The following is a 16,686-nucleotide window of genomic DNA, read 5'->3' as shown; positions in this document are numbered from 1 at the left end:
CACCCGTTAGGCTACACCCTGATAATAATTATGGTGAAAGATTACTTCATAAATATGGCCTCACGAGGGGGAGAGCGGTAGGATTTCGGGCTGATCGGCCGGTAGCGCTCGGTCGATCTGTTATCGTCGAGTTCGCACCGGGTTCGGATCGGCCCGAATCGGAGTTCCGTCAGACTCCGGCCAGTCCGGCTTTCATCCCTCATCTGCATCGGGCCGTTTCTTCGAGAGCACCGTCCGCTCGAACTGGCAGACTACTGTGTCGTCCTGATTGAACACTTCGACCTCCATCGTGACGACGCCACGCTCACCGTCGCTGGTCTCGCGCTTGTCCGTCACCGTCGTCTCGGCACGGATCGTGTCGCCGTGAAACACCGGCGCGGGATGTTCGACGTCGTCGTACGAGAGGTTAGCTACTATCGTACCATCAGTCGTCTCGGGAATCGTCAATCCGACCGCGAGGCTCATTGTGTACAGTCCGTTGACGACGCGCTCGCCGAACTCCGTCTCGGCGGCGAAGTCGGCGTCGAGGTGGAGCGGTTGCTGGTTCATTGTCAGATCACAGAAACGCTGATTGTCGCTCTCGCTGATCGTGCGCCGCTTCTCGTGGACGATGCGCTCCCCGACTGCGAACTCCTCGAAGTAGTTGCCAGCCATACGTGAGCATCAGACAGGGAGGAGAAAAGCCCACCGCCGGAATCGTCACCCGACAGGCCCGTAACTGTACTGTGGGATTACGGTGGTTTTTAACCGAGGGCGACCTACCGGACGGACATGACTGACGACGGGCAGACGGGACTTGCGGAATTCCGCGACGGGGTGGACGATACGTCGCCCTCCGGCGACGAGCGGGACCTCGCCGCGGAGGCCCGAGCCATCGCCGGCGACGGCGACGGCAACGGGATCGAGATGATCGATCCGACGCGGGACGGGTTAGATGCCCGGTACGGAGAACCGGGCGATAGCCTCCAGTTGTCGGTGATGCAGATCGATTACACCGTTGCGGGACGAGAGCCGAACGAACGGCCGATCATTCACCTGTACGGCCGCGACGCAGAGGACGATCCACACCACGTCAAAGTGCTCGGGTTTCAGCCGTACTTCTACGCCCCCACCGACTCTCTCGACAGGCCGCCCGAAGAGGAGTACGACGAACTGGTCGGCTCCGACGACACGGACGAGGACGGCGAACCGTTCGAGAGCATCCGCGGCGAACACCTCACGAAGATCTACGGCCGGACGCCGAGAGACGTCGGAAACGTCCGTGACGAGTTCGACCACTACGAGGCCGACATCCTGTTTCCGAACCGATTCCTGATCGACAAGGACATTCAGAGCGGCGTCGAGGTGCCCGTGCGCCGGGACGAGGACGGCTCGCTCATCGTCGCCCAGGAGGAAGTCGAAGCCGTCGAGATGACGGCGACACCACGGGTGAACACCTTCGACCTGGAGGTCGACGACCGCCACGGCTTCCCCGAACCTGACGACGCCGAGCAGCCGATCATCTGTCTGACCAGCCACGACTCCTACGACGACCAGTACGTCGTCTGGCTCTACGACGCTCCGGTCGGCGGCATCGACGCCCCCGAGGCGCTGGACGGCTACGACCCCCTGACCGACGGGGCCGACCACGAGGTTCGCACCTTCGACAGCGAGGAAGCGATGCTTCGCGCCTTCATAGAGTATCTCGAAAGGACGGATCCCGACGTGCTGACGGGGTGGAACTTCGAGGACTTCGACGCGCCGTATCTGGTCAATCGGCTGGAGAACCTGGGACTCTCCTACGACCGCCTCTCCCGCGTGGGCGAGGTCTGGGCCGGGGGCTGGGGCGGCCCGGAGATCAAGGGTCGCGTCGTCTTCGATCTGCTGTACGCCTACAAGCGCACGCAGTTCACCGAACTCGAATCCTACCGGCTGGACGCCGTCGGCGAACAGGAACTCGGCGTCGGGAAAGAGCGCTACACCGGCGATATCGGCGACCTCTGGGAGGGCGACCCCGAACAGCTACTGGAGTACAACCTCCGGGACGTCGAACTCTGCGTCGAACTGGATCGCAAACAGAACATCGTCGAGTTCTGGGACGAGGTCCGCACGTTCGTTGGCTGTAAACTCGAAGACGCGCCGACGCCCGGCGACGCGGTCGACATGTACGTCCTCCACAAGGTTCACGGCAACTTTTCGCTCCCCTCGAAAGGTAAACACGAGGGCGAGGATTATGAAGGCGGAGCCGTCTTCGACCCGATTACCGGCGTCAAAGAAAACGTCACAGTTCTAGATCTGAAGAGTCTCTATCCAATGTGCATGGTGACGACAAACGCGTCGCCGGAGACGAAAGTCGACCCTGACGACTACGGCGGTGAGACCTACCGTGCACCCAACGGGACCCACTTCCGGAAGGAGCCGAACGGCATCATCCGGGAGATGGTCGACGAACTGCTGACCGAGCGCGAGAGCAAGAAGGAACTCCGGAACGAGCACGACCCCGACAGCGAAGCCTACGCCAGATACGACCAGCAGCAGGGAGCTGTCAAGGTTATTATGAACTGCTTCACGCCGGATACTGACGTGCTGACGCCCCGTGGCGTCGAGAACATCCGGGACCTCGGGGTCGGCGACGACGTATACTCGATCGATCCCGAGACGATGGAGATGGAGACCAAGCCAGTCGTCGAGACACAGGCGTATCCCGATTACCGGGGCGAACTGATCGATATCGAGACCAGCAAGACCGACTTCAGCGTGACGCCGAACCACCGGATGCTGGTCCGAAAGAACGAGACGAACGGGATCACGGAAGATGGCTACGGCTTCGTGGAGGCGGGCGAACTCGACGACGCCACGAACTACGAACTCCCGCACGACTGGGATGGCCCTGACCCGGATCCGATCGAGGAAATCGATCTAACGCGGTTGCTCGACGACGAGCACGAAGTCTGGGTTCGGCCGTCAGTCCACGGACACACGTTCACCGCGGAACTGGGCTGGACGCCGCGCCGCGTTCCCAAAGCAGACGTCGGCGAGACGGGCTACGTGTTTACCGCCGAGGAGTTCGAGACGCATCGAGAGTACATAGAGAAAGTTTGCGAACGGAGCTTTATCCATCGGGACTCCGGTCGGAAGTGGATCCCACGCACCTACGATGCCGACGACTTCATCGAACTGTTGGCGTGGTATATTACTGAAGGGTCGGTCCAAACGTCAGAGGACAAGCAGTTCGGCGAACAGTTCCGGGGCTCCGCAACGACGATCAGTCTGGCCCAGGACGTGACGGACGACGCCGCCGCCGTCACGGATGGCGGTAGTGATCACGCTGCCATCGGCACGATGCTTGATCGGCTTGGATTCGACTACTACGTCGACGACAAGGGCTATCAGTTCACGTCGAAACTGCTCGGTGACCTGCTCCGTGAACTCTGTGGCGATAACAGCTTCGAGAAACGGGTTCCGAAGTTGGTGTTCGACGCAAGCCGATCGCAAAAGGAGTCCTTCCTCGACACGCTGATCGCCGGTGATGGGGATAGACAGCCCAACTCCTGGCGGTACAGCACCGCCAGCGATGAACTCCGTGACGACGTCCTCCGGTTGTGTACACACCTCGGCCTGACGGCGAACTACCGCAAAGACAGCGGAACCTGGCGCGTCTACGTCACCGAGAACGCGAAAAACACGCTCCGGATGCATCGCAGTAGCTCTCGGAGTACCGCAGACGATGGCGTGTACTGTGTCACAGTCGAGGACAACCATACGCTGCTCGCCGGGCGGAACGGTAAGTTCCAGTTCGTCGGCCAGTCGCTATACGGCGTTTTGGGGTGGGATCGGTTCCGCCTGTACGACAAGGAAATGGGTGCAGCAGTGACCGCGACAGGTCGGGAGGTAATCGAGTTCACGGAGGAGGCTGCGAACGAACTTGATTACGATGTAACATATGGGGACAGCGTCACCGGTGATCGACCGATCGTGGTTCGTGACCCTTCCGGAGCGGTTCGGATCAGACCGATCGAGGAACTGTTCAGGGCAGGGAGGGATCTCGATGTCCCTGGCGAGGTAGTCATTACTGCCGACGGCGGCACAGTCGGCACAGCGACGACAGAGAAAGATCGCCGGACACTCGACGGCTGGCAGGCGTTGTCGCTGTCCGAGACGGGACAGGCCGAATGGCAACCGATCGAGGGAGTAGTTCGCCACCAGACGGACAAGTCCGTCTGTACGCTCCAGCACAAGTTCGGCGAGTCGACGGTGACACGTGATCACTCGTTCGTCGTTGAGGAGGACAACGAGTACGTCGAAGCGAAGCCCAAAAACGTCGACGAACCGCTTCGAGTCCCCGATATTCCACCGGTCGAGCCTGTCGAAACCATTGACGTCTACGAGATGCTCGACGGATACGTCCGGGAGTACGAGGACGGTCGGAGCGTGGGCAGCGAGAACGCCATCTCGAAAACCAAACGCGTCCACACAGACGACGAGCGGGTCTGGTTTGGACACGAGCACCACGACGGTATCGAGTCGACGATCTCGATCCAGCGGCACATCGACATCGATTCCGAGGACGGTCGGGCGCTCGTCCGACTACTCGCTGCGTACATTTCCGAGGGGAGCGCCTCGACAGTCGAGACAACGGATGCGAAGTTCGGTGCGTCGATTGCCGAGTCCCGACGGGAGTGGCTAGAAGGACTCCAGACCGATTACCGGAGACTATTCGACGGTGCAACTGCCGGGATCACAGCTTCTGACAGCCGGGAACAGCGTACCATCGAATCCGACGACAGCGACGACTACGTATACGACGATGGGACGCTAAAACTCCAGATGATGAACGAGCTTTCGGCGGTGTTCTTCCGTGAGTTCGCTGGTCAGACGTCTGGGGGGAAACGTGTCCCCTCTTTCGTCTTCCATCTGCCATCGGAACTCCAAGACCTGTTTATCAACGTCCTCGTCGAAGGGGACGGCTCCCGAGAGTTCCCGCGGTACTCCGAACAGTACCGCGAGCGGAACTTCGACTACGAAACCGTGAGTCGCGAACTCGCCGCTGGCCTCTCGATGCTGCTCACCCAGCGCGGGCGCAAGCACTCGCTCAAATACCGGTCCGAGAAGGGAAGCTACACGATCCGAACGTGTGACTTCTACCGGTCGGGCCGAGAGCCGGTCGTCCGCGAGGTCGACCACGACGGCTACGTCTATGACCTGAGCGTTGCCGAGAACGAGAACTTCGTCGACGGTGTTGGCGGTGTCGTTCTGCACAACACCGACTCCGTGATGCTCGAACTCGGCCCGGACATCGAGACCGACGACGCCATCGAACAGTCCTTCGAGATAGAGGAACACATCAATTCCGCGTACGACGAGTTCGCCCTCGACCAGCTAAACGCCGAGCAGCACCGCTTCCAGATCGAGTTCGAGAAGCTCTACCGGCGCTTTTTCCAGGCGGGCAAGAAGAAACGCTACGCCGGCCACATCGTCTGGAAAGAGGGCAAAGACGTCGACGACATCGATATCACCGGCTTCGAGTACAAGCGCTCGGACATCGCCCAGATCACGAAGGAGGTCCAACTGGAAGTGATCACCCGAATCGTCCGCGGTGAGGACATCGAGGACGTCAAGACGTACGTCCACGAGATCATTCAGGAGGTACAGGCCGGGAATATCTCCCTCGACGAGATCGGGATCCCGGGTGGGATCGGGAAGAAACTCGATAACTACGACACCGACACGGCCCAGGTCCGTGGTGCGAAGTACGCAAACGAGCTACTGGGAACGAACTTCTCGTCGGGATCGAAGCCGAAACGGCTCTACCTGAAGAAGGTCCATCCCTCTTACTTCGAACGGCTGGAGGCCGAGGAAGGGTTCGACCCCCAGACCGATCCGCTGTACGGCGAGTTCAAGCGTGATCCGGACGTGATCTGTTTCGAGTACGACGATCAGATCCCCGAGGAGTTCGAGGTCGACTACGGGAAGATGCTCGACAAGACGCTCAAAGGCCCCATCGAGCGCGTCCTCGAAGCGCTGGACATCTCGTGGGGCGAGGTCAAAAGTGGGCAGGAACAGACCGGACTCGGAAGCTTCATGTAATTCGTCGGGCCGGCACGGCCCCGAACACGCGGTCGCCGGGCGACCGGTTTATACTCTTACGCGAGGAACCCCAGTACTGTGACAGATCGAGAGTCCCGCCACGACCGATTATCTTACCACGGAACGCCCGGGCCCCTGAACTCGCTCCAGCACTGGCCGGACGCGAAACATCCACTGCGCGTGATGCTGAACTACGTCGTAATCGTTCTCTGCCGCGTCTCTCCGAGTCTGACGCTGAAAAACTGGCTCCTCCGACGGCTTGGCGTGAGCGTCGGCGAGGGTGTGTCGTGGGGACTCGAATCGACGCCCGACGTCTTCTGGCCCGAACGGATCACCGTCGAGGACCACGCCATCATCGGCTACGACGCAACCTTGCTGTGCCACGAGTTCCTCCAGCACGAGTACCGGCTTGGCGAGATTGTCGTCGGCGAGCGGGCGATGATCGGCGCGGGTGTGGTCGTCCTGCCCGGCGTCGAAATCGGTGCAGGGGCACAGGTCGCTGCGAACTCGCTGGTGACCGAGGACGTCCCGCCGGGCGAGACAGTCGCCGGCGTCCCGGCGGAACCGCTGTCGACCGGCGGGGATGTAGACGACTGACAGCACCGCTTCCTCTCACAATCCGTTCTTCGCTCGTCCCTTCAGCATTGTTGCCTGGCGTCTGTATTTAGCCGATTACCTTGGAAAAGATATAGTTTCGTCGCCGATCAGGAGAGGAGGCAAACAATTATGTACTAAACGAAAGTATGATACCAAACAATGAGTGGTCGACTGGACACCGGTATTGACGTCCTCGACCGAAAGCTCAACGGCGGTATTCCGCCGGGGAGTATCATCGCTTTTACTGCCCCGCCGGCAAGTCAATCCGAACTCCTGCTGTACCAACTGACTGCCGCGCGCGGGTCGTTGTACCTCACGAGTCAGCGGACTGATCAGGCGGTCAGAGATGCGATCGAGTCGGCCAGCGCACCGACCGGTAGTCCGACCGTGAGGGACATCAGCGGTAGCGAACCGCTCGATCAGGCCAACAGACTGATCCGAGCGCTTCCGGAGGGGGCAAACCTCATCATCGACCCCGCCGACTCGCTCGAACGCCGCGAGCCGACTCGCTATCAGAACTTCCTCAACGACCTCCAGAACCACATGGTGAATACGGGGAGCATCGCCATTCTACACTGCCTGTCCGGCCACTCGCTCCCGGAGAACCGGGATACGACCAAACATATGGCGGATATCGTCTTCGATCTGACCACGACGGTCCGCGGGACGGACCTCGAAAACCGCCTCTCGGTACCGAAGTTCCGCGGCGGGCAGGCGCTCACGGAGACGATCAAACTGGAACTCAAAGACGAAGTCGCCATCGACACGAGCCGAGATATCGCATAGGCCCCGATCTCTACGAGGGTGAACACGGCATCTGCGCCGCTACGACCCCGGTCACGAAGAAAAATACCGCTCGGAAGCCGCGTTACTCTTCTGCGTTCTCGAGTTCTTCGACGATCTCGTCGGCGTCGACGTCGGCGTCCTCGAGAGCGTCCTCAATGTCGCCGCCGCCCATACCGCCGCCCATCATACCGCCCATACCGCCGCCCATCATACCTGCGCCCTCACCGAGGGTCTCCTGGATGATGATGCGATCGAGGTCGAGTTTCTGGGTGACGTCGTCCGCGATCTGCTGTTTCGAGAACATCCACTGCTGGTTCATCGAGAGCTGCGGCGTCGCCTCGATGTACAGCGTCTCCTTCTCGACGGTCTCGGTTTCGGTCTCGGGTTCAGCGTCCTCGTCGTCGTCATCGCTTTCGACGACGACTTCCTCTTCTTCCTCGTCCGTCTCGATCCACATTTCGAGGTCGGTGTCGACGTACATGCCGATCAGGCCTTTCGCCTGCTCGACTCGGTCGTCGACGGCTTCGAGCAGTTCGTACTCGTATTTGACGTCCTGTCCCGCGAGCGGGTGATTGAAGTCGACGCGTGCGCGGCCGCCGATGATGGCCTCGACGTGGCCGTGCTCGCCGTCGAGGTCGACGTGAGCGCCGGGATAGCGGTCGTCCTCCGGGATCTTGTCGGCGCTGACGGTGCGAACTTCGTCGGGGTCGCGCTCGCCGAAGGCTTCCTCGGCGGGGACGACGACTTCGCCCTCCTCACCGATCTCTTTCCCTTTGATGTCCTCTTCGACGCTCTCGAAGATGTGGCCCTCACCGAGCACGATGACGCGCGGCTCGAAGGTCTGTTCTTGATCGTCGACGCCCTCGTCTTCGGCGACTTCCGCGTCGGTGGTATCGACTAGCTGACCGTCCTCGACGGTGCGGGCCGTATAGGCGATACGCACGAAGTCTCCATCGGCAAGCCCCTCCGCTTCGGGCTGGTCGTCGTTCGCTTCTGTTTCGGCTTCTTGATCGTCACTCATACTCTAAACGTTTCCCGTTCAGCATTTAAACACCACGTTTCGGTCCCGTCAGCGTTCGAGGTCGCTGGGTGACTCGTAGCGATTGCAAGGGCCGGATCGGTGGGCAGGGGGTCTGGCACAACTGACCTGCCGGGACCACGACCATCGAAACGACGCGCCTTTTCCGGCCGGACACGTTCGAGCGAGTATGTATGAGGTCGAATTAAAAGTCCGAGCGGACCACGGGGCTGTTCGCGACCGGCTAGAGGAACTCGGAGCCGACCGAGACGAACGGCTCTACCAGGAGGATACCTACTACAATGCGCCGGACCGGGACTTCGCGGAGACCGACGAAGCACTGCGGATCCGGCGCGTTCGACCGGGCGGCGTCGACGACGAGGAGGCGACGGCGCGGGTCACCTATAAGGGGCCACTGCTGGAAGCCGAATCGAAATCGCGAGAGGAGTTCGAGACCGGCGTCGACAACGGCGAGACGATGGACCGGATCCTGCAGGGGCTTGGCTACGATCCGACCGCGACTGTCTCGAAGGATCGCGAAACGTATTCGCTGGACGGCTACACGGTGACGCTCGACAGCGTCGAAGGCCTCGACGAGTTCGTCGAGGTCGAAACCGAAATCGAGTCGGCCGATATCGAGGATGCACGCGACGGCGGACGGGCCGTGCTCGACCGCCTGGGACTCGATCCCGACGAGCAGATCCAGACGTCGTACCTCGGATTGTTGCTCGCCGAGAAGTAGCCCGTACCGTCGACGGCTGGTGGATTGGTATAACCCCGAAACATTACTTGGTGCCCAGAGGTTTCCGCAAGTTATAGAACGGCCGGTGACTAAACTCCGGCCAATGACAGAACGGAATATCCGGGTCGAGCCGATCGACCGCCGTGCAGTCGAGGATCAGGACGTCGAAATCGTAGAGCGAAAGGGGATTGGACATCCAGACTCGATCTGTGACGGTATCGCCGAACACGTCGCACAGGCGATTGCCAGCGAGTATCTCGACCGCGTCGGGAAGGTGCTCCACTACAACACCGATGAGACCCAACTCGTCGCCGGCAACGCCGCGCCAGCCTTCGACGGCGGCGAGGTTCTCGAACCGATCTATCTGCTTATCGTGGGCCGTGCAACCAAGGAGTACGAGGGGACGAAGATTCCGGCCGAGCGCATCGCGCTGGAAGCCGCCCGCGAGTATCTCAACGAGAACATCCCCCAGCTAGATGTCGGGACGGACATCATCGTCGACGTCAAACTCGGGGAGGGGAGCGGTGACCTGCAGGAGGTCTTCGGTGAGGATACCGACGAGGAACATTCCTCGGAGGGTTCGAGCGGGGACGCCTCGCGAGAAGCGGTCCCGACAGTACCGATGGCCAACGACACGAGTTTCGGCGTCGGCCACGCGCCGCTCACCGAGACCGAACAGATCGTCCTGAACACGGAACAGCGTCTGAACGGCCCCTACGCCGCCGAGAATCCCGAGGTCGGCCCCGACGTGAAGATCATGGGCAAACGCGAGAGCGACGAGATAGATATCACCGTCGCCGTGGCGATCATCGACGATCACGTTGCCGACCTCGACGAATACGACGAAGCCATCACGAACATCCACGACTACGTCGTCGAACTCGCGGGCGAGTACACCGACCGCGAGGTGTCTGTCCACGTCAACACCGCGGACAACTACGAGGACGGGTCGATCTATCTCACCACGACCGGCACCAGCGCCGAACAGGGCGACGACGGCTCCGTCGGCCGCGGAAACCGCGCGAACGGGCTAATCACGCCGAACCGCTCGATGTCGATGGAAGCGACCAGCGGCAAGAACCCCGTCAACCACATCGGGAAGATCTACAATCTGCTGTCGACCGAGATTGCCGAAAGCGTGGTCGACGACGTGACTGGTATCCGTGACATGCGCGTACGACTGCTGAGCCAGATCGGCCGCCCCATCGATCAGCCACACGTCGCCGACGTTCATATCGTCACCGACGACGGTGTCGTGCTCGACGACGTCGAGGACGAAATCGTCGGCATCGTCGACGACCAACTCGCCGACGTCACCTCGATCACCCAGCGCGTCATCGACGGCGAACTGACGACGTTCTAGTCGAAATCCACAATACGCCCCGTCTCCGACAGTGAATTAGTGACCCGCGTCTGTCTCGTCGGTGCCCCGGATGTCGTTCTGAAGTACGAACTGCTCTCGCGTGAGACGTCCCGGGACGCCCTCTCGACGTACACCCTCGAGGAACCGTTCGAGAACGCTATCGCGCTCGACACTGTCAGCGTCGGCGCCGCGGTCTCGCTACTGAACGATCTCAACTGGTATCTCGTCCGCTTCGTCGACACGGCACTCGTCAGGGAGCCATCGATCAGCGACGAGGAGTGGCTCTCGCGGGACCTCGCCGAAGCCGTCAGGACGAACCAGGTCGATCCCGAAGAGACGGGGGAGTACCTGAAGCTCTACGGCGTGGTGGATGGGGCCGAACCGAGTGACGGACAGCAGGGAGACGAGGAGACGCCGGATCAGCAATCGACCGCGGATCACGCCGGAGCAGTCCAGGTGGAGACGGAGACGAAACGACGCCTCGTCGAACCGCTCTACGTCCGGCGCACCGACCGGGAACTCCCCGAGTACGACCTGCGCGACGTCGACGAGACGGTCGTCGTCAGGGTTTCCGAATCGGAGTTCGAGGCGTGACAGGACCGCACACAGTATGATCGCAAGCAAACGCGTTCCGGCGGCCAACTCACGATACGTAACTGTCGACGACCGGCGGATCCACTATCTCGAAGCGGGTATCGACAACGACTCCAACGGACCACCCGTGGTCCTTCTGCACGGGAGCGGCATCGACGATGCCGCGCTCTCGTGGAAGCACACCATCGAGTTCGTCGCAGACGACCTCGGACGACACGTTTTCGCGCCGGACTGGCCGGGCTACGGCAAGAGCGACGACCCCGCCGCGTCGACGACCGAGTACTACGTCGAGGTGCTGACGGGCGTTCTAGACGCACTGGATCTCGACCGCTCCGCTCTCGTCGGTATCTCGATGGGGGCGAGCGTCTCCCTCGGCTACGCGCTCGACAACTCGGATCGGGTCTCACGGCTCGTACTCGTCGATAGCTATGGCCTCCGCGACGAGGTACCCGGTGGAACAGGCTCGTATCTGCTGGCGAACATTCCCTTTGCGAACCTGTTCGGACGGCAGTTCGCTGGCGCCACTGTGGCGGGTACCAGAGTCGCCGTCGGCGAGTTCGTCCACGACCCCGCATCGCTCGACGACGAGTTCGTCGCGGAGGTCAACGAGCGACTTCGACAACCCGGTGCAGGGAAGGCCTTCTTCTCGTTCATGCGCGAGGAGTTCCAGGCGGACGGCGTCCGAACCGATTACTCGGATCGGCTCGACGACCTCGGCGTTCCGACGCTACTCGTCCATGGCGCGGAGGATCCGCTCGTCCCGGTCGAGTGGTCGGCGACTGCCGCACAGTCGATTCCCGGGGCGAGGCTGATGGTGATCAAGCGCTGTGGCCATTGGCCCTCGCGAGAGCGTCCGGACGTGTTTAACGACGTTCTGGCGACCTTTCTCTGAGAGTTCCGGAGCCATCAGTTCGGTCGGGGACCGGCAGTGGCTGGCCGAGCGACTCCACCCGGCGAGACGTTCATTCATCGGCAGACCGTAGCTACTGCACGAGAACCGATGAGCGAGGACACACTCGACCGGCGGGCGCTACTCCGGGCTTGCGTCGGCGCTGGCATCCTCGGCAGTACCGGCTGTATAGGCTCGTCGGGGAAGCCGAGTATCGAAGACGTGACCGTCGAAACCGTCGCGACGGGCCTGCAGAGCCCGTGGGGAATCGACTTCCTGCCCGACGACCGCGTAGTCCTTACAGAGCGTGTGGGAGCGACGGCAATCGTGGCTCCGGAGACTGGCGATATCGAACGGGTCGACGGGGTCCCGGACGTCTCGACGGCCGGTCAGGGGGGCCTTCTCGATGTCTCGCTCCATCCAGACTATCCGGAGCCTGCGTGGCTGTATCTAACCTACTCGGGGACCGATGGAGCGGGCGCGACGGCGACGATGCTGGGACGGGGGCGGTTGGATCCGGATGCGGCGGTGCTCACTGCGTTCGAGCGCCTGCACGTCGCAGAGCCGTTCGTCGAGAGCGACGCCCACTACGGCTCCCGGGTCGTCTTCGGCCCGGACGGCGCGATGTACATGACCGCCGGAGACCGACAGTTCAAGAACTTCGGCCCAGAGCACGTCGCCCAGGATCCGACGAACGAACTCGGCACGACGCTCCGCCTCGATCCGGACGGGACGATTCCGGACGACAACCCCTTCGTCGACGACCCGGACGTGGAGGATTCGATATTCAGCTACGGTCACCGCAACCCACAGGGGATGACCGTCCATCCGGAAACCGGCGACCTCTGGCAGAGCGAGCACGGCGAGGAGGACGGCGACGAACTCAACGTCATCGAGCGAGGCGGCAACTACGGCTGGCCGATTGCCACCTACGCCTGCCGGTACGGAACCGACGACCCGGTCGGTGATCGACCGGACGAGCGCGAGGACCTGGTCGAACCGGTGTACTACTGGGAGTGTGGCTCCGGCGGCTTCCCGCCTGCCGGGATGACGTTCTACGACGGGGACGCGTTCCCCGACTGGCGCGGCGATCTGTTCGTCGGCAACCTCGCAGGGCGCTCTCTCGGGCGGTTCGCCGTCGACGGGCGCGAGGTGACCGAACTCGATCCACTGCTTGCGGAACGGGGCTGGCGGATCCGCGCAGTCGAAGCCCACCCCAGAACCGGGCATCTCTACGTAGTTATCGACGACGAGGACGCACCGCTCGTCCGCCTCGTTCCGGAGACGTAGCCGATCCGGCGGTCACCCGCGATCCGGCCCGAACTGCCGCCAGCCGACGAAGCCACCGACCGAGGCGACAAGGACGAGCAGCGACTCCGTGTTTGCCGCGCTCGTGAGGAGATAAAAGACGGCAAGTGGGATCGCTATCCCGAACGCGACCGACGGCCGGTCCGCGACCTCTCGGTCGATCAGCGTCGCGGCGACGCCCAGCAGGAGCAGGCCAGCACTGACCCCAGCAAGCACGTCGACGAGGTAGTGCACGCCGAGAGCGAGGCGGGTGAAACAGACTGTCGAGACGATGGCTGCCGCGCCCGCGAAGCGCCGTCTCCGCGTGCTAACCGTGAGTACCGCCGCCAGCGCGACGTAGACGACGGTGCTGTTGACGGCGTGGCCGCTCGGGAACCCGTAGCCGCCCGCCATCGCAGTCGCCTCGTATATCGGCTGGATCAGTTCCGGCAGTGCCGCGGGGTCGGCCAGTGGCTGGTCAGGACGGGGGAACTGAAAGAACTCCTTCAGGCCGTTGTACAGCCCCAGCCCTGCCAACCAGAGCCCACCAACCGTTGCGATGTCCTCGCGTCTCGCCAGGCCAGACACGTACAGTCCTGTCAGGAGAAGCGCCAGAAACCAGACGTCACCCAACTGAGTGAGCAGGGCGACGACCACGGCCAGCGACTCCGGGATGGCCTCCTGAATCGGCCCTAGTTCACCGAATCCTCTAGACATACCGGCGCGTAGTCACGACTGACAGATAGCTTTTCAGGTTCGTCGACGAGTTCGAACGGCCTAGTCGAACATGCCCGTCGACATATAGCGCTCGCCGCTGTCCCAGTAGACCGTCACGACCAGCGGGCCGTCGGCGTCGTTGCCCTCCGGGTCGGCGAGACGCTGGGCGACGCGTTTCGCGGCAAGATTCGTCCCGCCGCTAGATTGCCCGACGAGAATCCCCTCCTCGCGTGCGAGGCGACGGCACTCGGCCTCGGCGTCGTCGAGGCTCACCGTCTCGACGTCGTCGATCAGGTCGACGTCGAGGTTCTCGCTGACGAAGCCCGGTCCCATCCCCTGGAAGTCGTCGTGACCGGACTCGCCAGTCGAGAGCACGGCGTTCTCCTCGGGTTCAACGGCAACGACGTCCATCTCGGGGAAGGCCTCGCGAAGGCGGCGGGCCGTCCCGCTGATCGTGCCGCCGGTCCCGACGCCGGCAACGAAGGCGTCTACCTCGCGGTCACCGATCTGTTCGAGAACCTCGACCCCGGTCGTCTCGTAGTGCGCCTCCGGGTTGGCTGGGTTCTCGAACTGGCCTAGCTGGGTCGCCCCGGCCGCTTCCAGTTCGTCCGCGCGCTCGCGGGCCGCGGAGATGTCGCCGTCGACGAGTTCGATCTCCGCACCGTAGGCGCGCATGATCTGTCGTCGCTCCCTGGATTTCCCCTCGGGCATCACGAGCGTCATATCGTAGCCTCGCGCCGCGGCGACGAGCGCGAGTCCGATCCCCGTGTTCCCGCTCGTCGGTTCGACAAGCGCGTCGCCCGGTGAGATAGCACCCTCCTTCTCGGCGGCGCGGACCATCGCCAGCGCCGGCCGGTCCTTCGCCGACCCGCCGGGATTGAACGACTCGATCTTCGCCGCGATCGTCGCCCCCTCCGGTGAGTCGACCTGTACGAGCGGCGAACCGATCGTCTCGAGAATGCTCGTCTTCATTTATACACTCGTTCACAGGCGAGGCCTAAAGAGTGAGCGGATCCGGTGCGGGGCTGTTATACTCTCCCGGTGCCAACCAACGGGTATGAGTCTCGAAACGATGGAACCCACGCCGACGTGGGACGGTACGGCGCACGAGCGCACGGTCGAGGTATTCGAAGAACTGGACGACCTCACGTTCAAAGTGTGGGGGGCAGACTGGTGCAAGGACTGCCGTCGGGAGCTACCGGACTTCGCCGCCGCGCTCGACGCGGCCGGCGTCCCCGACGAGCGAATCGAGCAGTACGCGGTCGACCGCGACAAGGAGGGCCCGCTCACCGACGAGTACGACGTCGAACTGATCGCAACGGTCGTCGTCGAGCGCGACGGCGAGGAGGTCGCACGGTTCGAGGAGGAGGAGCCAGTGCCTGCGGCCATCTATCTCGCCGATCAGCTACGCGAGTCGGAACTCGCTCACTGATCGGCCGGTTCGGTCTCCCTATCCTCGCCTCCCTGCCCCTCGACCAGCCAATCGCGCAGTTTGAAGCCGACGAATAGCCCGCCGACGAGCAACACGGCCGTCGCCGTGATCGGATCGAGGACGAACGAGACTGCGTTGTAGACGACGAGCGTCCCGATCCAGACGACCGCCGCGAGGACGAGTAGCTGTAGCCAGCCGTTGCGCATCCGCTCGCCCGGCGTCTCGCCGGAAATCGACCACCAGGATCCTTCGCTCACGGCGACCACTCTCCGTTCATTGCCCGTATGGAGGAGACAAAGACGGGTAAGCGTAGCGTCTCGGCACAGCCACCGACGCGAAGCGAGTGCCCGGGGAGCGTTTAAGTCTACCCGCCACCCAGTGCCGTCCACAGCGAATGCCCGGACCCTCCGACGGACCGTGGCCGGATCGTGCGGAGACCGTCGACCGACCGGCGACGCTGACAGTGCTCGGCGTCGACCGCGGCGACGACGGGCTTCCGGAGACGCTTCGCGACGCCGTCCCCGAGGACGCCGACGCGCTGTTCACCGACCGGGACGGGACGGTGCTCTCTCGACGCGACCGCTGGCGGGCGTACGGACTGAATCCTGCGCTGGCGCTACTCGGCATTCCGGCCGCCATCGCAGTCCTCAGCGACTACGCTAGCTACGGAACCACGAGCAGAGAGTTCGACCGGCAGGCAGTCGACGCTGTCGCCGACGAGCGCGGCCTGCCAGTCGAATCGGTGGGTCGGTCACCCCTCACAGCGGTCGATACCGTCTCGCTACCGTGGCATCTCGGCGGCTGGGTCGTCACGCTCGTCCTGCTACTGGCGGCAATCTACGGACTCGTCGCACCCGGACTCGGCGGCGTCGTCTTTTGCGTGGCCGCGGTCGCACTGGCGAGCGCGTACGTCCTGGCGTATCTCGGCGCGACCATCGAGAGCGAGAGCGCCCGCCTGTTCGAGACGATTCGCCGGGGGGTCGAGGAGCAGTCGTACGACCACCCGGTCGCGGTCGTTCGGCGTCGACACGTCCCGTCGCTGACCGACCACGCGAAGGAGGCACGGATCAGAACGCAGGAGTGGACGCTCAGTCCGACGACGGATCCCGACTGGGTCCCGGAGTGAGGGGACCGGTTCTGGAGGGAGTACCGCGACTGGAAAGGGAGGGTTTACAGTCCACTGCAACGTTCACTT

15 protein-coding genes are annotated in these 16,686 nt (G+C 62.8%); 10 read left to right on the top strand and 5 right to left on the bottom strand.

Translation table 11 applies throughout. The features are described 5' to 3' along the window. Positions 1-192 precede the first annotated feature (192 nt). Positions 193-654 carry a MaoC family dehydratase gene (locus ACFQL3_RS06570; protein WP_377052522.1) on the bottom strand — a complete coding sequence of 154 codons (462 nt, stop codon included), beginning with the start codon at positions 652-654 and terminating at the stop codon, positions 193-195. Between the two features lie 117 nt (positions 655-771). Here ACFQL3_RS06570 and ACFQL3_RS06565 point away from each other — a divergent pair, with 117 nt between their 5' ends. From ACFQL3_RS06565 to ACFQL3_RS06555, 3 genes are all read left to right on the top strand, one after another. After that, a complete protein-coding gene (locus tag ACFQL3_RS06565; RefSeq protein ID WP_377052520.1) occupies positions 772-6,066 on the top strand; it encodes a DNA polymerase domain-containing protein in 5,295 nt (1,764 codons plus the stop codon). A gap of 78 nt (positions 6,067-6,144) precedes the next feature. After that, positions 6,145-6,663, top strand: coding sequence for an acyltransferase (locus ACFQL3_RS06560; RefSeq protein WP_377052518.1), 519 nt, complete (start codon positions 6,145-6,147; stop codon positions 6,661-6,663). A 159-nt stretch (positions 6,664-6,822) separates the two neighbouring features. Next, entirely contained in the window at positions 6,823-7,449 is a 627-nt protein-coding gene (locus tag ACFQL3_RS06555) for an RAD55 family ATPase (protein WP_377052516.1), read from the top strand. Between the two features lie 82 nt (positions 7,450-7,531). On the opposite strand, the gene ACFQL3_RS06550 is transcribed toward ACFQL3_RS06555, so the two are convergent. Beyond that, on the bottom strand, positions 7,532-8,470 hold the full coding sequence (locus tag ACFQL3_RS06550; protein WP_377052514.1) for an FKBP-type peptidyl-prolyl cis-trans isomerase: 939 nt from the start codon (positions 8,468-8,470) through the stop codon (positions 7,532-7,534). Positions 8,471-8,657: 187 nt separating this feature from the next. Between ACFQL3_RS06550 and cyaB the strand changes: the two genes are divergently transcribed. The 5 genes from cyaB (at position 8,658) to ACFQL3_RS06525 (ending at position 13,345) form a co-directional block, all read left to right on the top strand. Then, a complete protein-coding gene (cyaB, locus tag ACFQL3_RS06545) occupies positions 8,658-9,209 on the top strand; it encodes a class IV adenylate cyclase (protein WP_377052512.1) in 552 nt (183 codons plus the stop codon). 103 nt (positions 9,210-9,312) lie between these two features. Beyond that, positions 9,313-10,572, top strand: coding sequence for a methionine adenosyltransferase (locus tag ACFQL3_RS06540; RefSeq protein WP_377052510.1), 1,260 nt, complete (start codon positions 9,313-9,315; stop codon positions 10,570-10,572). Positions 10,573-10,611: 39 nt separating this feature from the next. Continuing rightward, positions 10,612-11,166, top strand: coding sequence for a DUF5804 family protein (locus ACFQL3_RS06535; protein WP_377052508.1), 555 nt, complete (start codon positions 10,612-10,614; stop codon positions 11,164-11,166). Between the two features lie 16 nt (positions 11,167-11,182). Next, positions 11,183-12,058, top strand: a complete 876-nt coding sequence (locus tag ACFQL3_RS06530; RefSeq protein WP_377052506.1) for an alpha/beta fold hydrolase — start codon at positions 11,183-11,185, stop codon at positions 12,056-12,058. A 108-nt stretch (positions 12,059-12,166) separates the two neighbouring features. Continuing rightward, positions 12,167-13,345, top strand: a complete 1,179-nt coding sequence (locus ACFQL3_RS06525; RefSeq protein WP_377052504.1) for a PQQ-dependent sugar dehydrogenase — start codon at positions 12,167-12,169, stop codon at positions 13,343-13,345. Between the two features lie 12 nt (positions 13,346-13,357). On the opposite strand, the gene ACFQL3_RS06520 is transcribed toward ACFQL3_RS06525, so the two are convergent. Beyond that, positions 13,358-14,059, bottom strand: coding sequence for a phosphatase PAP2 family protein (locus tag ACFQL3_RS06520; RefSeq protein WP_377052502.1), 702 nt, complete (start codon positions 14,057-14,059; stop codon positions 13,358-13,360). 60 nt (positions 14,060-14,119) lie between these two features. Beyond that, positions 14,120-15,031 (bottom strand): PLP-dependent cysteine synthase family protein, encoded by a 912-nt coding sequence (locus tag ACFQL3_RS06515; protein ID WP_377052500.1) that lies wholly within the window; start codon positions 15,029-15,031, stop codon positions 14,120-14,122. Positions 15,032-15,116: 85 nt separating this feature from the next. On the opposite strand from ACFQL3_RS06515, the gene ACFQL3_RS06510 reads away from it, so the two are divergent. Continuing rightward, positions 15,117-15,491 (top strand): TlpA family protein disulfide reductase, encoded by a 375-nt coding sequence (locus ACFQL3_RS06510; RefSeq protein WP_377052498.1) that lies wholly within the window; start codon positions 15,117-15,119, stop codon positions 15,489-15,491. Here ACFQL3_RS06510 and ACFQL3_RS06505 read toward each other — a convergent pair. Beyond that, positions 15,485-15,748, bottom strand: a complete 264-nt coding sequence (locus tag ACFQL3_RS06505; RefSeq protein WP_377052496.1) for a hypothetical protein — start codon at positions 15,746-15,748, stop codon at positions 15,485-15,487. The two genes, ACFQL3_RS06510 and ACFQL3_RS06505, sit on opposite strands and share 7 nt — an antisense overlap. A gap of 137 nt (positions 15,749-15,885) precedes the next feature. On the opposite strand from ACFQL3_RS06505, the gene ACFQL3_RS06500 reads away from it, so the two are divergent. After that, a complete protein-coding gene (locus ACFQL3_RS06500; RefSeq protein ID WP_377052494.1) occupies positions 15,886-16,617 on the top strand; it encodes a hypothetical protein in 732 nt (243 codons plus the stop codon). Positions 16,618-16,686 lie beyond the last annotated feature (69 nt).

It is taken from the genome of Natronoarchaeum sp. GCM10025321 (assembly GCF_042663585.1).
Lineage (GTDB): Archaea > Halobacteriota > Halobacteria > Halobacteriales > Natronoarchaeaceae > Natranaeroarchaeum.
Note: the sequence above shows the minus strand (reverse complement) of the source record. Positions and strands in the feature narration are given on the sequence as shown.

What these genes read in the sequence shown, in the direction of transcription:
- ACFQL3_RS06570 (WP_377052522.1), bottom strand. Translation starts at nt 654, where the DNA reads ATGGCTGGCAACTACTTCGAGGAGTTCGCAGTCGGGGAGCGCATCGTC.
- ACFQL3_RS06565 (WP_377052520.1), top strand. Translation starts at nt 772, where the DNA reads ATGACTGACGACGGGCAGACGGGACTTGCGGAATTCCGCGACGGGGTG.
- ACFQL3_RS06555 (WP_377052516.1), top strand. Translation starts at nt 6,823, where the DNA reads ATGAGTGGTCGACTGGACACCGGTATTGACGTCCTCGACCGAAAGCTC.
- ACFQL3_RS06550 (WP_377052514.1), bottom strand. Translation starts at nt 8,470, where the DNA reads ATGAGTGACGATCAAGAAGCCGAAACAGAAGCGAACGACGACCAGCCC.
- cyaB (WP_377052512.1), top strand. Translation starts at nt 8,658, where the DNA reads ATGTATGAGGTCGAATTAAAAGTCCGAGCGGACCACGGGGCTGTTCGC.
- ACFQL3_RS06540 (WP_377052510.1), top strand. Translation starts at nt 9,313, where the DNA reads ATGACAGAACGGAATATCCGGGTCGAGCCGATCGACCGCCGTGCAGTC.
- ACFQL3_RS06530 (WP_377052506.1), top strand. Translation starts at nt 11,183, where the DNA reads ATGATCGCAAGCAAACGCGTTCCGGCGGCCAACTCACGATACGTAACT.
- ACFQL3_RS06525 (WP_377052504.1), top strand. Translation starts at nt 12,167, where the DNA reads ATGAGCGAGGACACACTCGACCGGCGGGCGCTACTCCGGGCTTGCGTC.
- ACFQL3_RS06520 (WP_377052502.1), bottom strand. Translation starts at nt 14,059, where the DNA reads ATGTCTAGAGGATTCGGTGAACTAGGGCCGATTCAGGAGGCCATCCCG.
- ACFQL3_RS06515 (WP_377052500.1), bottom strand. Translation starts at nt 15,031, where the DNA reads ATGAAGACGAGCATTCTCGAGACGATCGGTTCGCCGCTCGTACAGGTC.
- ACFQL3_RS06510 (WP_377052498.1), top strand. Translation starts at nt 15,117, where the DNA reads ATGAGTCTCGAAACGATGGAACCCACGCCGACGTGGGACGGTACGGCG.
- ACFQL3_RS06500 (WP_377052494.1), top strand. Translation starts at nt 15,886, where the DNA reads ATGCCCGGACCCTCCGACGGACCGTGGCCGGATCGTGCGGAGACCGTC.